The 14,505-nt window shown below is 56.2% G+C and carries 17 protein-coding genes; 5 read left to right on the forward strand and 12 right to left on the reverse strand.

Annotated elements, in window-relative coordinates; genetic code table 11:
- Window positions 1-13 precede the first annotated feature (13 nt).
- Complete coding sequence (coxB, locus tag C7476_RS17655; protein ID WP_342633351.1) at window positions 14-1,003, reverse strand: cytochrome c oxidase subunit II; 990 nt, start codon at window positions 1,001-1,003, stop codon at window positions 14-16.
- 162 nt (window positions 1,004-1,165) lie between these two features.
- On the opposite strand from coxB, the gene C7476_RS17660 reads away from it, so the two are divergent.
- Window positions 1,166-2,107: an aldo/keto reductase family protein gene (locus C7476_RS17660; protein ID WP_245426402.1), complete on the forward strand. Its 942-nt coding sequence runs from the start codon at window positions 1,166-1,168 to the stop codon at window positions 2,105-2,107.
- Window positions 2,108-2,423: 316 nt separating this feature from the next.
- On the opposite strand, the gene C7476_RS17665 is transcribed toward C7476_RS17660, so the two are convergent.
- Window positions 2,424-2,693 carry a DUF2312 domain-containing protein gene (locus tag C7476_RS17665; RefSeq protein WP_370637210.1) on the reverse strand — a complete coding sequence of 90 codons (270 nt, stop codon included), beginning with the start codon at window positions 2,691-2,693 and terminating at the stop codon, window positions 2,424-2,426.
- A 120-nt stretch (window positions 2,694-2,813) separates the two neighbouring features.
- On the reverse strand, window positions 2,814-3,119 hold the full coding sequence (locus tag C7476_RS17670; protein WP_112524550.1) for a DUF1244 domain-containing protein: 306 nt from the start codon (window positions 3,117-3,119) through the stop codon (window positions 2,814-2,816).
- Between the two features lie 631 nt (window positions 3,120-3,750).
- Here C7476_RS17670 and C7476_RS17675 point away from each other — a divergent pair.
- Window positions 3,751-4,176 carry a DUF1036 domain-containing protein gene (locus C7476_RS17675; RefSeq protein ID WP_114431241.1) on the forward strand — a complete coding sequence of 142 codons (426 nt, stop codon included), beginning with the start codon at window positions 3,751-3,753 and terminating at the stop codon, window positions 4,174-4,176.
- On the forward strand, window positions 4,173-5,609 hold the full coding sequence (pyk, locus tag C7476_RS17680; protein WP_114431201.1) for a pyruvate kinase: 1,437 nt from the start codon (window positions 4,173-4,175) through the stop codon (window positions 5,607-5,609). Before C7476_RS17675 ends, pyk begins: the two co-directional genes overlap by 4 nt.
- Before the next feature lie 152 nt (window positions 5,610-5,761).
- Here the strand turns inward: pyk and C7476_RS17685 are convergent, their stop codons facing one another.
- From C7476_RS17685 to C7476_RS17705, 5 genes are all read right to left on the reverse strand, one after another.
- The gene (locus C7476_RS17685; RefSeq protein WP_114431202.1) at window positions 5,762-6,367 is read right to left on the reverse strand and encodes a tetratricopeptide repeat protein; all 606 of its coding nucleotides are present in this window, start codon (window positions 6,365-6,367) and stop codon (window positions 5,762-5,764) included.
- Between the two features lie 62 nt (window positions 6,368-6,429).
- A complete protein-coding gene (ykgO, locus tag C7476_RS17690) occupies window positions 6,430-6,555 on the reverse strand; it encodes a type B 50S ribosomal protein L36 (protein ID WP_091880250.1) in 126 nt (41 codons plus the stop codon).
- Between the two features lie 166 nt (window positions 6,556-6,721).
- The gene (locus C7476_RS17695) at window positions 6,722-7,795 is read right to left on the reverse strand and encodes a 5-(carboxyamino)imidazole ribonucleotide synthase (protein WP_114431203.1); all 1,074 of its coding nucleotides are present in this window, start codon (window positions 7,793-7,795) and stop codon (window positions 6,722-6,724) included.
- Window positions 7,796-7,797: 2 nt separating this feature from the next.
- Entirely contained in the window at window positions 7,798-8,295 is a 498-nt protein-coding gene (gene purE, locus C7476_RS17700) for a 5-(carboxyamino)imidazole ribonucleotide mutase (RefSeq protein ID WP_114431204.1), read from the reverse strand.
- Window positions 8,296-8,382: 87 nt separating this feature from the next.
- The gene (locus C7476_RS17705) at window positions 8,383-8,586 is read right to left on the reverse strand and encodes a YdcH family protein (protein ID WP_099997693.1); all 204 of its coding nucleotides are present in this window, start codon (window positions 8,584-8,586) and stop codon (window positions 8,383-8,385) included.
- Window positions 8,587-8,812: 226 nt separating this feature from the next.
- On the opposite strand from C7476_RS17705, the gene C7476_RS17710 reads away from it, so the two are divergent.
- The gene (locus tag C7476_RS17710; RefSeq protein WP_114431205.1) at window positions 8,813-8,992 is read left to right on the forward strand and encodes a YdcH family protein; all 180 of its coding nucleotides are present in this window, start codon (window positions 8,813-8,815) and stop codon (window positions 8,990-8,992) included.
- Between the two features lie 115 nt (window positions 8,993-9,107).
- Here C7476_RS17710 and C7476_RS17715 read toward each other — a convergent pair whose 3' ends face one another.
- From C7476_RS17715 to C7476_RS17725, 3 genes are all read right to left on the reverse strand, one after another.
- On the reverse strand, window positions 9,108-9,371 hold the full coding sequence (locus tag C7476_RS17715; RefSeq protein ID WP_114431206.1) for an ArsR/SmtB family transcription factor: 264 nt from the start codon (window positions 9,369-9,371) through the stop codon (window positions 9,108-9,110).
- Between the two features lie 57 nt (window positions 9,372-9,428).
- Window positions 9,429-10,670 (reverse strand): MFS transporter, encoded by a 1,242-nt coding sequence (locus C7476_RS17720; protein WP_114431207.1) that lies wholly within the window; start codon window positions 10,668-10,670, stop codon window positions 9,429-9,431.
- 146 nt (window positions 10,671-10,816) lie between these two features.
- Window positions 10,817-11,002 carry a DUF1192 domain-containing protein gene (locus C7476_RS17725; protein WP_114431208.1) on the reverse strand — a complete coding sequence of 62 codons (186 nt, stop codon included), beginning with the start codon at window positions 11,000-11,002 and terminating at the stop codon, window positions 10,817-10,819.
- A gap of 95 nt (window positions 11,003-11,097) precedes the next feature.
- Between C7476_RS17725 and C7476_RS17730 the strand changes: the two genes are divergently transcribed.
- The gene (locus tag C7476_RS17730) at window positions 11,098-12,102 is read left to right on the forward strand and encodes an NAD(P)H-quinone oxidoreductase (protein WP_114431209.1); all 1,005 of its coding nucleotides are present in this window, start codon (window positions 11,098-11,100) and stop codon (window positions 12,100-12,102) included.
- A 65-nt stretch (window positions 12,103-12,167) separates the two neighbouring features.
- Here the strand turns inward: C7476_RS17730 and C7476_RS17735 are convergent, their stop codons facing one another.
- The gene (locus C7476_RS17735; RefSeq protein WP_114431210.1) at window positions 12,168-14,366 is read right to left on the reverse strand and encodes an esterase-like activity of phytase family protein; all 2,199 of its coding nucleotides are present in this window, start codon (window positions 14,364-14,366) and stop codon (window positions 12,168-12,170) included.
- Between the last annotated feature and the right edge of the window lie 139 nt (window positions 14,367-14,505).

The raw sequence follows: 14,505 nt of genomic DNA on the forward strand, positions 1-14,505 counted from the left end.
GAATACCATCCACCTATTTGAGACCCGTCAGGTAAGCTGCCAAATCCCGCGTTTCACCGGAGTGCAACATGTTGAATTCCGGCATGCGCACCGCGGGTTTCACCTTTCCCGTGTCACGCAGCCATTTTTCGACGTTGGCACTCGTGTTTGCCAGAATGCCGGCTCCCACTGTTTTGCGGCCTCCGAAGTGCGTCAGGTCCGGGCCGATCTGCCCCCTCGCCTCGGTGCCACGAACCGTATGGCAAGCGCGACAGCCCGTGGACATAAACAAGCGTTCGCCGTTGATGGCGGCGGGCGAACCCGGAGGAACTGCATCCGACTTTTCGAGTTTCAACCAGGCGTCAAACTCCGCTTGTGTTTGAACGACGACGGGAAACCCCATCAAGGCATGCGATGTTCCGCAATATTCTGCGCAAACACCACGATAGACTCCAGCTTTCTCCGGATGCAGACGCAAGTGGTTGGTCCGTCCCGGGATCATGTCCATTTTGCCGCCCAACACTGGTATCCAAAACGAATGGATGATGTCGGGACTTGTAAGTTCGAACTCGACCGTCGCATCGGACGGGATTCTGATTTCATTTGCGGAGACGACGTCCTCACCTCCGGGGCTCATATAGCTGACCCGCCACCACCACTGTTCACCGCTTACCTTGACGATCATGTCGGCTTTCGCGTCCCGAGCACCGGGAAGCAGGCGCAATGAGTGGACGAGCAGGCCACCCAAACAAATCGTGGGAAAAATTACGCCACTGATGAATATGAATAAACCGGGGCGAATCCCCGCAAAGGTTGAAGATGGAAATCTGACTGCTGCAAACGTCGCAAGGAGGACGAACAGCCATACTATGCCGGCTCCCGAGAGCATTATCCAAAAGAGTTTGGCCAGTTCTTCGGCTTCCTTGCCGGCAGGGTCGAGCGCGGACCGTTCGCCTGAACAACCCTGCAATCCAAACCCGAAAAGGCATACAACAGCTATTTTGCAGACCCCGCCCATTTTCATGCGCAATCTCACAGCTACGGTTTTCGGCGCCAACCGATGACGATAAAGCGTTCGCCTGCGGATTTAGTTCCGCTTATCTCAAACAAGCGGCTGAATATGGTTGTTGCCAGTTCCTCCTTGTTTTGGTGCAACCACGGTGTTTGACCACTATGGCGTTCCCGATTGGTTGAGCCTGCACCGAATCCTTTGGCCGGTGCCGCTGCAGGCAATCCGATGGTGGAACCTATCCCCGGCGCTGATGTTACCAATCACAAGGTAACAACTTGGAAAGGGCATGTGGACCAGTGGAGGAAAAGGGCGATGGACCGAACGAACGCGATAGAACTGCGCGGCGGCAACCGCATGCCTGTAATGGGTCTGGGAACCTGGCAGCTAAGAGATGATACGGTGCAGGCGATAGAAACTGCATTGCAACTCGGTTACCGCCTCATCGACACGTCCGGCGACTATGGAACGCAGCAAGAGATCGGCGAGGGAATCCGACGCAGCCGCATCGAACGTGCAGACATCTTTCTTGTGACCAAAGTCGAGGAGATCGACAATGCTTACGAGGCGACCCGTAAAAACCTGGACGAACTCCGACTGGATCATGCAGACCTGGTGCTCATACATCGGCCACCGCCAACAGGTTCCGGCGAGAGCCTCTGGCGCGGACTGCTGCAAGCGAAAAACGAGGGTCTTGCCACCGATATCGGTGTCAGCAACTACACGATCGAACTTATTGACGAACTGACGAACGCGACCGGCGAAGCGCCAGTGGTTAATCAGATCGAGTGGAGTCCCTTCGGCCACAGTGAGGCTATGTTACGCGAGGCGACCAGACGGGGCGTCGCGATCCAGGCCTACAGTCCGCTGACCCGCAGCCGGCGTCTGGACGACGACACCCTCTCACATATTGCAACGAGGTACGGCAAAACACCGGCGCAACTGGTTATCCGATGGAACCTGCAGCGCGGAACGATCCCGCTTCCCAAAGCGAACCAAGCCAGTCATATGGAAGAGAATCTCGACGTGTTCGATTTTGCCATTGACGAAACCGATATGAGGCAACTCAACATGTTGAACCAACATTATTCGTCGTTGGGCACGCTCGCCTATCTGTGATGCTTGGTTTTGGCAAAATGCCCCGCATCTGGAGTCTTGCAGATCAGATCTATTCCGGAGGCTGTGCCGGCCACTTGGGGATCACAGGTGTTTTGCCTCGCTCGTCGCCAACGATTCGCTTTCCCGCACCGCTGTCAGAAAAGCACATGCAGGGAGAGTCTTCTCCCGTAACGCTCCGGACAGCCAGATCGCCTGGCGTCCTTTCATGATTTGCAGCGAGACCGAAGCCATGCCGTCCCGAAGCCCATGCGAAATGGACCAGGGATAGCGTAATGGATGGCAATGCCAAAATAGGATTATGACATCAGGTTGCCGTTCAGACCATACCTAACGCATTCATGTAAAGCTCAAGAATCGCCTCCTCCTCTTTGCGCTCGTTGGCGTCCTTCTTGCGCAGGCGGACAATCGTGCGGATGATCTTGGTGTCGTAACCGCGACCCTTGGCTTCGGCCATCACTTCCTTGATGTCGTCCTGGAGCGTTGTCTTTTCCTCTTCCAGTCGCTCGATGCGCTCGATGAACTGTCGAAGCTCTGCCGCAGCCACACCTTCGACGCCACCCTGTGCTGCCAAATCATCCATGCTCATCTCTCGCTCCGTAAAAATTCATCTTGCGACTCAAGACCGGTCGCGCGAGGGGTTCCGATGCCCGACCAGTGCGTGGTGAGTCAAGACAATAGAGTCGGATTCGTCTGGTTGTGCGCCCCCTCAATGTGCGGGCTTGTTCGTCTCGAAAGCCGCTTTCTGTGCATCGCTGGCTTCACGCTGATGCTTGGCCTGCCATTCCGCATAGGGTTCGCCATAGATGATTTCGCGCGATTCTTCCTTGGAAAGCTCTTCGCCGGACGCTTCAGCCGCTTCGCGATACCAGTTCGACAGACAGTTGCGGCAGAACCCCGCCAGATTCATCAGGTCGATGTTCTGCACATCGCTGCGGGTCCGCAAATGCTCCACAAGCCGGCGAAAAACGGCGGCTTCGAGCGCAATGCGCTGGTCGTCAGTAAGATTGCTCATTTAAACGTCCTCGATCGGGTCTGGTTCGGGGCCAGATGCCTGGCTCCATACATATGGAGTAACGATTCATTGCGTCAAGAACAGCTGCTTTTTGCCGATTGCCGTGAAGGTGACGACAACGGGAAATTCGCAATCAACGAAGGTCTTTCAAACCGAACAAGGGTTGTTTTTTGTCTTTCACAGCATTGCTCTCACCACGGGCATCATTCTTTTGTCTTAGTGTTGCAGGAACTCTACGTGGTTGCGTTGACAATGCACAAGAAACTACCGAAAAGGGTGACCATGACGTACGGAGGCAATATTGCGCAAGTGGTCTATATTCCACGCTGAACAGCAGCATCAGCGGACGCGATTGGGCGGCTTTCTCGGGTGCGTTGAGATTCAGGCCAGGCCAAGCCGAAAATGGTGGTTTTCGAGAACCGGAGCGCAGCGGCGGACTTATCGGTCCGTGAGCACCGTATCGCAGAAAAATGCCATTTGCAGGCCGTCATGGCGTGAATATCGACACACCCTGGAGCAATTCCGGCAAAAGTGCGCAGCGGTTTTGCGTCCGAAATTGCGTAACAACAAAAGGCTGGGGCAGTTCGGTATTTCGAAGAAAAACGGAAATGCTCTAGCAGCTTTTTTATTCATTTTCATTGCGGGCAGTTTTTTTGCGCCCGACAAGGCCCATGCCGATTTTCGCGTCTGCAACACAACGCAAAATCTCGTCGGCGTCGCGCTCGGCTACCGGGCCAAATCCGGTTGGGTCACCGAGGGCTGGTGGCACGTCAATGCGTCCTCGTGCACAACGCTTGTGGTCGGCCCGCTGACTTCGCGCTATTATTATCTTTACGCCGAAGACGCCCAGAGTGGCGGGCGCTGGGATGGCAGGGTGAACATGTGCGTCGCCGAAAATCAATTCAAGATTACCGGTATCAATGACTGTTTCGCGCGCGGCTTCCAGCGCTCCGGATTCCAGGAATACGATACCGGCGAGCAGACGAGCTGGATGGTCCAGCTTACGGAAGAAAATCCCCCCTCCTCTCCAATTGTAACGGATACCCCCGCTCCATGAGACGCCGCCGCAAGGTCAAAATTCTAGCCACACTGGGTCCCGCTTCCTCCGACGAAGCCATGATCCGCAAGCTGTTCGAAGCCGGCGCGGACGTATTCCGCATCAACATGAGCCATGCCAGCCATGACCTGATGCGGGAACTCGTGCGCCGCCTGCGCAATGTCGAAAAGGAACTTGGGCGGCCGATCGGCATTCTCGCCGACCTGCAGGGGCCGAAGTTGCGTGTCGGCAAGTTCAAGGACGGCAAGGCCGATCTCGTTGCCGGGCAGACCTTCACGCTCGACGACAATGACACGCCGGGCGACAATACCCGCGTATTCCTGCCCCATCCGGAAATTCTCGAAGCCGTTGAGCCGGGTCATCGCCTTCTGATCGACGATGGCAAGCTCGCGCTCGTGGCGGAAGCTTCCGACGGCAAGCACATTCGCTGCCGTGTCGTCTCCGGAACGAAGATTTCCGACAAGAAGGGCGTCAGCCTGCCCGATACGACGCTCGGCGTCAGCGCCCTCACTGAGAAGGACCGGCGCGACCTCGATGCTGTCCTGCAGGAGGAAGTCGACTGGGTTGCCCTGTCGTTTATCCAGCGGCCGGAGGATCTTGCCGAAGTACGCAAGATCTCGCGCGGCCGCGTTGCCTTGCTGTCGAAGATCGAGAAGCCGCAGGCGGTCACCCGCCTCGAGGAGATCATCGAGCTCTCTGACGCGCTCATGGTTGCTCGTGGCGATCTCGGTGTTGAAATGCCGCTGGAGACGGTTCCCGGTATCCAGAAGCAGATCATCCGTGCCTGCCGCAGAGCCGGCAAGCCAGTCGTCGTCGCAACGCAGATGCTGGAATCGATGATCACGGCAGCGGTTCCGACGCGAGCCGAGGTTTCGGACGTTGCGACAGCCGTATTCGAAGGCGCCGATGCAGTCATGCTTTCGGCGGAGTCCGCCGCCGGCGCCTATCCGGTCGAAGCCGTATCGACCATGGCGCGCATCGCCGAAGAGGTCGAGCGCGATCCGAACTACCCGGGCATCATTCACGCCCAGCGTCCCGAGCCGAACGCGACGGGCGCCGATGCGATTTCGCTGGCTGCCCGCCAGATCGCCGAAACGCTCAACCTCTCGGCCATCGTTACCTACACCGCATCCGGCACAACCGGACTGCGCGCAGCACGCGAGCGGCCGCTCTTGCCGATCATCGCGCTGTCGCCGGTCGTCGAAACGGCGCGCAAGCTCTCCCTCGTCTGGGGATTGCACTGCGTTGTAACGGAAGATGCCAGCGACCTCGATGACATGGTGGATCGTGCCTGTCACATCGCCTATCAGGAAGAGTTCGGCAATCCGGGTGATCGCATCATCATCTCTGCCGGCGTACCGCTGCGTACGCCGGGTTCGACCAATATGTTGCGCATCGCCTACATCGGATCGGATGGGCTGACAGGCATCTAAGCGCTTTTTAAAAAGGGTCATTGCGTTCCGATGGACAAATGGAACGCAATGACCGGAATCCTACGCAAGAACCACAGAATCCGGTGCAAGAATCATCGATTCTGGCGCATGTTTTTCTACTTATGCAGGAAAAATGGTTGTGGCGACGTGCATTACGTCCGCTGACCGGTCAATTCGTCGGCCAGTTCACCCGCCTGCTTCTGCGCCTCGCGCATCATCGGATAGACTGTCAGAACGCGCTCGAAAGCCTGTAGTGCAGCCTCCTTGCGGCCGGTATCCTTGAGGATCGCCGCCATGCCGGCCATTGCCCCGAAATGCCGTGGTTCAAGCGCCAGTGTCTTCTGGATATCCGCCATGGAGCGCCCGTAATCGTTCACGAGAAAATTGAGAGTTGCGCGTCTGTTCCAGCCTTCGGCATAGTCCGGCTTCATCACGACAACCTGGTCCAGAAAATCCAGCGCGACCGAATACTTCTTTTCTTCCATAGCCTTACCGGCCCAGCCCATCATAAGATCGATAGTGGGACTACCGGAATTCTGCCATTGCGCCTGGATCTGTGAGGCAATGCGCGCCGCCTTGACTTCGTTGCTTTCGCGCTTGAGCGAGGCAAAAAGGTCGTCGAGCCGCGCGGCGCGCTTTTCAGCCAATGTCTGGTTGGGCAAGGCGGCCTGTTGCGGCGGCGGCAGTTGATCCTGCGCGATGGCAATTGCCGGCGAGGCAAGTAAAAAACTAGCTGAAAATACAACAACGTTCCGCATGACACGAATGGTAATCCGTATCAGCGAAACGTCAAATGCAAATAACCGTGAGACGGGTAATATTAGCCCTGGCGCGCTTTGAAACGCGGAGCAGTCTTGTTGATGATATAGATGCGGCCCTTGCGACGGACCAGCTGATTATCACGATGACGGCCCTTCAGGGCTTTAAGCGAGTTCTTGATCTTCATTTCAGCACCGGTATCTTTCGCCCGAAACCGGGCACCAATAAAAAGCGCGCCTCAAAAGCGCGCCGTAAACACGTTGCGGGGAAATAGCCAAGGATTACCTGTATTGTCAACACCCAGCTCACGATTCATGGCATGATTCATCGGGGAATCACGCATTTATTTATCGCTAGAGGCGTTTCGTGATCCGCGTCACATGGCCCATCTTGCGGCCGGGACGTGCTTCCGCCTTGCCATAGAGTTGCAGGACAGCGCCGGTTTCCTTGAGGATTTCTGGAACTTTTGCGATATCGTCACCGATCAGGTTCTCCATGACACAATCGGAATGCCGCCTCGTATCGCCGAGCGGCAGGCCCGTGATTGCCCTGATATGCTGTTCGAATTGCGACACGGCGCAGGCCGCTTCAGTCCAGTGACCGGAATTGTGCACGCGCGGGGCAAATTCGTTCGCCAGTACAGTCCCATTGGCAAGCACGAAGAATTCCAAGCCGGCAACGCCGACATAGTCCAAGCCTTCCAACAGTTTACGGGCTGCATCGGCGGCAAGTCCCGCAACGGTCGATGATACAGAGACCGGCACAGTCGAGGTCGCGAGAATGCCGTTCTTGTGGACGTTCTCGGTGATGTCATAAGTCTTTATATTGCCCGCTTCGTCCCGGGCTGCGATGACGGAAATTTCACAGACAAAATCGACCAGCGCTTCCAGTATGGCGGGAACGCTGCCAATGGCAGCGAATCCTTTTTTGGCGTCCTCACCTTTTTTGCCGGAAAACTTGACCTGTCCCTTGCCGTCATAGCCGAAACGACGTGACTTGAGGATGCCTTTGCCGCCAAAGGCCAACAGAGCCGCTTCAAGATCGCCCTCATTCTCGACACTGAGCCATTGTGTCGTCTGGATCCCTGCGTTGTTGAGAAAGCGTTTTTCGCTGACGCGGTCCTGCGAGACCTTCAAGGCGAGGGGCGATGGAAACACAGGTTTGATTTCACTGAGTATTTCGGCCGAATCGACAGGGACATTTTCGAATTCGTAGGTGATGACGTCGCTAAGGTCGGCAAGTTGTTCAAGCGCATTCCGGTCGTCATAAGCCGCAACGATATGTTCGTTTGCGACTTGCGCCGCCGGGCAATTCTCCTGCGGTTCAAGAATGACAGTCTTATAACCGAGCCGAGCTGCCGCCATGGCGAGCATACGGCCAAGCTGACCACCACCGACAATACCGATTGTTGATCCTGGAGAAATCATGCTTATGCCTCGTCAGAAGGTCTCAACGCGACCTTGTCGCTTTGTGCCTTGCGGAAATCATCCAGCCGCTTTGCCAGCGCGGCATCGTTCAGGCTGAGAACCGCAGCGGCCAGCAGGGCGGCATTGACCGCGCCGGCCCGACCAATCGCCAATGTGCCAACGGGGATACCAGCTGGCATCTGCACGATCGACAGAAGTGAATCCTGCCCGGAAAGCGCTTTTGATTCGACCGGCACGCCAAACACCGGCAACGCCGTCATCGATGCGGCCATCCCCGGCAAGTGAGCAGCCCCACCCGCACCCGCGATAATCACCTTGAAACCGGCTTCGCGCGCACCCTTGGCGAAACTTATAAGCCTGTCAGGAGTTCTGTGCGCGGAAACAATGCGGTCGTCATGAGAGATGGCGAGACTATCCAGCGTTTCGGCAGTGTGACGCATGGTTGCCCAATCCGACTGGCTTCCCATGATGATTGCAACATCGGCGCGTTTGTCAGCCATCGAGCATCCTGTAAATCTGTCGGGAGGAATTAACGGAAAAGACGGACCGCCGCAAGCTGGCAACGGAACTGCAATAACAAGGTAAGGTCAGGCGATAATGTCGGGAGTGATCTTGTCTTCAAGCTCGATGAGCTTGTCTTTGATGATGAGCTTCTTCTTCTTCATTCGCTGGATACGAAGCTGGTCGCAGCCAACCTGGATCATTGCTTGTATGGCGGCATCGAAATCCAGATGCTCCTGTTTTAATCTTGCGACTGCCAATCGAATGTCAGCCTGATCCTGGTCGGACATGCAGTGATTCCCGGTATTTCGCTGTAAAAAGAATCGCGTCTCTGGTTGTGGACAACCTGTCCTCGCCAGCACGTCGCCATATCATATTTCAAGGAACAAGAAAATCCTACGAAACAAATTCGACAATTGCTTAAAGTGATGGCACAGTGTCACGGCTCTGTCATAAACTTGCTGCCTTGCAAGCAGAGCATGCATACGTGACGAAACCAACCAAGGGAGAAGCCGGATGGCCATTGAGTCTCATCTTGAAACGCTTGAACGTAAGCATGGAGCGCTCGAAAAGGAAATTTCCGACGCGCTGTTAAGTCCCGCCTCCGACGACCTGACGATCAGTAATATGAAACGACGCAAGCTGGTGCTCAAAGAGCAGATTGAAAGACTGAAAGCAGCCGTCACTCACCACTAACGACCCAGAAGGACCGCAGAATTCCAGTCGATAGCTTGAAGAAGCGTTGTACTGGCAACCAGAAAAAACCCGGTTCCCGCATAGGCGGTGAGCCGGGTTTTTGCTTTTCAGCGGATTACTCGTTCCAGAACTGATCGAGCCAGAGATTCAGATGAAGGAATCCGTTGTCATCGACCGCATAGATCCGCCGCGTGCCTTCGGCTTTGACTGATACAAGCCGCGCGTCCAAAAGCGCCTTGAGATGTTGGGAGACGGCGGGACGGGAAATCGGCAAGCCGATCGCCAACTCGTTCACAGTTTTTGGTCCGCGTCTGAGCTCCTCGAGCAAATAGCGGCGGTTTGGATCAGAAATTGCTGCAAAGGCATCCGTTTCGACCATGTGAGAATAGTCATTTTAAACCAGCGGCAATGTCAACGAATTTCGTACTGGACCGGACTATTCGGGCAGCGTCTCGGCACGCGGATCCAGCCTCACACCCTCGGGCGTTGCGCGTTCGGAATGAACCGTCTGGAAGTTGTCGCGCAGTTCGATAGGAACGGGTGCGCGCATACGTGACCTTATAATCGCGTGAGTCATGATGGAAATATGCGCCAGCGCCGTGATGGCAAATAGACCCTCAGGCGCGATGCTTTCCATGGCCCAGGCTCCAAGGATGGGGCCTATCATCGTACCAAATCCGTAAAGCAACAGGAGCCCGCTCGTGACTTTGACAAAGCTTTGCTGATCCGAAAAATCGTTCGCATGGGCAACGGCCACGGGATAGAGCGTATAGGCCAAACCGCCATATATGGCGGTCATCGCCAGAATGGCATAGGCGTGGTGTGGCGCGATTAGAAAGATCAAAAGGCCAATCGCTGCCGCAGCACCCCCGACAATGGCGAGAACATAGCGCCGGTCCGTACGGTCCGACATGCGGCCAACCGGGATCTGCATCAGCGCACCGCCCATGACCGATGCACTCATCATCAGAGCGATCTCTGTGGTTGATATGCCCGTCTCCGCGCCATAGACGGCGCCAAGCGTTCCGAACGCACCATTGGCGATGCCGATAAGAATACAGCCAAGGAAAGCCACCGGCGAATTGCGATAAAGTGCCTTCAGATCGAGCTGCACTTCGGTCAGGGGCTTCGGGCTGCTGGCCGTGGAAATCGCGGTTGGAATGAGTGCCAGGCAAAAGAGAATGCCGGACAGCATGAAGAACGTGCCCGTATGCACGTCGCCGAAGCCGATCATCATCTGCCCTACAGTGATCGAACCGAAATTCACCACCATGTAGAGGCCGAAAATTTGCCCGCGATTGGCATTGGTCGCGCGCTCGTTCAACCAGCTCTCGATCACCATGTAGGAGCCTGCCATGGCAAAGCCGGTCAAAGCGCGAAGGACGATCCAGGCAGTCGAATCGACGAGAATCCCGGTAAGGAGCGCGACAATCGCGGCGATCGATGCAAAGGCGCTGAAGGCACGGACGTGCCCCACACGGCGCACCAAGCGTGGCGCGAGCAAGCAGGAGGTGATGAAACCACCCGCCCAGGCTGTTCCCAAAAGACCAAGAGACGTCGTCGAAAAACCCTCCGCGCCACCGCGCAATGGCAACAGCAATCCGTGGAGACCGGATGCCATAACGAGGAAGGAGGTGCCACAGAGAAGCGCGAAGACCTGAATGAACGAACGGAACACGGCAAACCCTTCAAGCGAATGGGGAATGGAGCCAGCCTGGAGCAGGCTGGTGATGACTTCGTCTCAATCAGCAATGCGGAGATTTTAGGTCACCCGCAAAACTTAGAGCGGAGAACCAAATGGAATCGTTCTCCGCTCTAGTCGGCTCAACGGAACAGCGCCTCGGCAGCGACCTTGCTGTCACCCTTGCGTGAGCGCTCCTCCTCAAGACGTGTGATCTCGGAACGCAGCAGGACAATCCGCTCGTCGAGTTCGGCAACCGATAACAACGACAGATCTTGCCCGATATCGTGAACAACCTTGCGCCTTGGTTCTTCGTCGAAAAGTGACATTATTTCCTCCACTTGTCGTCCTAGTGTTAGAGGATACAGCCCAACTGCTTGGAATTGCAAATCATTCTGGCGAATCAATTCAGAGGGAGATCACCATGGCCGAAACAATTCCGACGACGATGACGGCGATCGAAATCACCGCGCCGGGCGGCCCCTTGGTCCTGAAGCCGGGCGAGCGCGGCGTTCCGGCGCCCAAAGCCGGCGAGCTCCTCATCAAGGTACGTGCCGCCGGCGTCAACCGGCCCGATGTGCTGCAACGGCAAGGGTTTTATCCCCCGCCAGCCGGTGCGTCTGATATCCCTGGTCTGGAAATCGCCGGCGATGTCGTCGCGGTTGGCGAAGGTGTAACGCGATTTCGCGTGGGCGAGCGAGTGACAGCGCTCGTTGCAGGCGGGGGGTATGCCCAATATTGCGTGGTACATGAAACCAACGCATTGCCGATCCCAGCGGGCTACGGCTTCATAGAAGCCGCAGCAATTCCGGAAACCTATTTCACCGTCTGGCACAACGTGTTCGAGCGCGGCGGCTTGCAGAGCGGCGAAACCTTTCTCGTGCATGGCGGATCGTCCGGAATAGGCACCACGGCAATCCAGCTGGCCAAGGCCTTCGGAGCCACAGTAATCACTACTGCAGGGTCGGACGAGAAATGCGAAGCCTGCCAGAAACTTGGTGCCGACCGCGCGATCAATTATCGCAATGAAGATTTCGTCGAGGCGATCAAGGAGATGACCGGCGGCAAGGGTGTCAATCTCACTCTCGATATGGTGGGCGGCGACTATACGGAACGCAATTATGAGGCAGCCGCGCTTGATGGCCGTATCGTGCAGATCGCCTTCCTGAACGGTACCAAAGTCACAACGGACATATCGAAGCTGATGGTTAAACGTCTGACCCATACAGGGTCCACCCTTCGCAACCGTCCGGTCGAGTTCAAGGCGGAGATCGCACGCGAACTCGAGCTCAAAGTATGGCCCCTGCTGATCGAGCGCCGTGTGGCGCCGGTGATCGATATGATCTACCCGCTGCATGAAGCCTGGCGGGCCCATGAACGCATTGAGGACGGGCACCATATCGGCAAGATCGTGCTCGATGTGAGTTGATTAAAAAGAAAATGTCCACCCTCCCCGACCAGGGAGGATGGACGCGAAAGCCCGGCAAAACCGGCTCAGTTTGTTGCCTGAACCTTACCGATATTGAAGAACATGGTTTCGCCGGAAGAACCGTCGACGCCGTCATTGTCGGTCACCGCATAACCATTGCCGTCGGAGTCGACGGTAAAGCCCTCGAGCTTCTCGGCGACATAACCATTGCTGGCCTTGAGGTCACCCATGAAGTCATGCGCCAGCGTCTTCTCGACAACCGGAAGCTTTTCGCCGATCTTGGCAGGCTTCAGCCCGTCGAGCGCCACGCGATAGAGCCGCTTGTTGACGGCGTTTGCACCGACCTGGTTGTCGCGCTCGATGATGTAAAGCTGGCCGTCATGCGCAGTGATCTCGGACAGTCCCACCCAGCCCTTTTCCGTCTTGTCGAGCGGATAGGAAACCGCGCTCCATTCCTTCTTTTTGATATCGTAGCGCAGGAGCTTGACGAAACCCTTCTCGTCGTCCTTCCATTCACGCTGGATCAGCATCCAGAGCACAGCGTCATCGCCTTCGCCAACACGGGTGATACCTTCGAGACCGTAGCGGATCTGGTTTGGCAGCAGGTCGTCCGGCAGCGCGATTTCTTTCTTGATTTCGCCCTTGTCGTTCACATTGAGGATGGCATGCGGGACAAGCTTCGCTTGATCGCCCTCGTTGGCAAGCCAGAAACCGCCATCGCCATCGGTAGTGATACCTTCAAGATCGAGCTTCTGGGCTGCCTGGCCGCCACGTTTGACAACCAATGCGTTAGTGATTTTTGCCGGCGTCTGCTTGGCATCGATCGTATAGATTGTCGGCGCGGAATAATAAATCGAATCCGATACGGCATAGAGCTTGCCGGATTCCTTCAGGTCACCGACGAGACCAGATAGCGCGCCCCAGCCGACAGGCGTCCCATCATCTTTCGTTGACGAGACGATGAGCGGATAATTGGGCTTCTGATCCTTGAGCTCATAGATCATGACATGCGACCGGGCACCGCCATCTTCGACGAGGTCCGTTTCATTCGCCGTAATCAGAAGATTACGCGACGGGATCGCAAGAACGCCTTCCGGTCCAATGCCTGAGGGCAGAAGCTGAACGAACTCCGGATCGGCACCCGTGTCCTTGTAAACGCCGACCATGGATCCGCGTTCGCTGGCAACGAAGAGATATGGCGTATCGCCAAACTTGGCGAATTCGGCGCCTTCGAGCTCAACACCCTTTTTGTTGCGCTTGTCCGGATAATGTCCGGCTTCCGCAATCTTGTATTCGAGCGAAGGGCCGGACTCGTAGGCTACCTTGCCGTCCTTCGTGAAGATGGTGAAACTGCGCGAACCTCCTTTGTAATCGCCTTCATTGGCAACAACGAAGCGATCGTTGTCGAGCCACTTGACGGTGTCCGGCTCGCGCAGCACACCCTTCATGCTACCGTCGAACTTGAAAGCGCCGTCATTCTTCACATCGATCTTGTCCAGATCGACAGTACCTGCGGCAAAATGGCTGACGATCTTGCCGGTCGCCGCATCGACAACAGCGATGTGATTGTTCTCCTGCAGGGTCACCGCAATCTGGTTCTGACTGTTGATGGAAACGAATTCCGGTTCCGCGTCCGATGGTGCAATCTCCGAAAGACCCGTCAAGTCCACCGTTTTCATGGTCGCGCAATCCGGGGCGCCGTCTTTCAACGAGAATATCTTGAGGTTGCCCGAGGGCATCTGCGGTATTTCGCCATTGTTCAATTCTTCGTCGCGCTCATTCTCGATGACTACGGCGGCAAAAGTCTTGTCGGGGGAGATCGCAACCGAATCCGGCTGTCCGCCGAGGTCGCAGGTCGCCTTGAGCTTGCGTGTGGCAATATCGATAACGTCGAGCCGTCCTGAAGGTTTGGCTTTGCTTTCGGACGTATTGACAGCGGCCAGAACATTTCCGCCAACGGTCGCAACCGAAGTTGGCTCGCCCTCGACCTTGATGATCCCGCCTGTCTGCGGCTCAGCCGGATCGGTGATGTCGACAAAGCCGATTGCGCCATAGGGGCTGTCGGAATAGATCAGCGTCTTGCCATCTTCCGATGCAGTGATGATTTCCGACGATGTCGGCTTCGACTTGTCTGCATCTTTTGGCAGATTGTCGGCGACCGGAAAGCTTGCAATACGGTTGAAAACCGGTTCAGCAGCGGCGGGAATGGCGACGGACGCTGCCAGGGCAGTCCAGAGCCCAAGATAGAGCGATTTGCGCGACATGTTCGGGAAACCTCCTGTTATTGTTGGAGGATCGTTCGCCTAGCCGCATTGCAATGGAATGACAATTTGATGACAGTTTGATGAAACGCCGGGTTGTACCAGGTTGTGATCGAAACCGATTCTTGCTCATCGAACAAAA

Source organism: Phyllobacterium bourgognense (assembly GCF_003337575.1).
Lineage (GTDB): Bacteria > Pseudomonadota > Alphaproteobacteria > Rhizobiales > Rhizobiaceae > Phyllobacterium > Phyllobacterium bourgognense.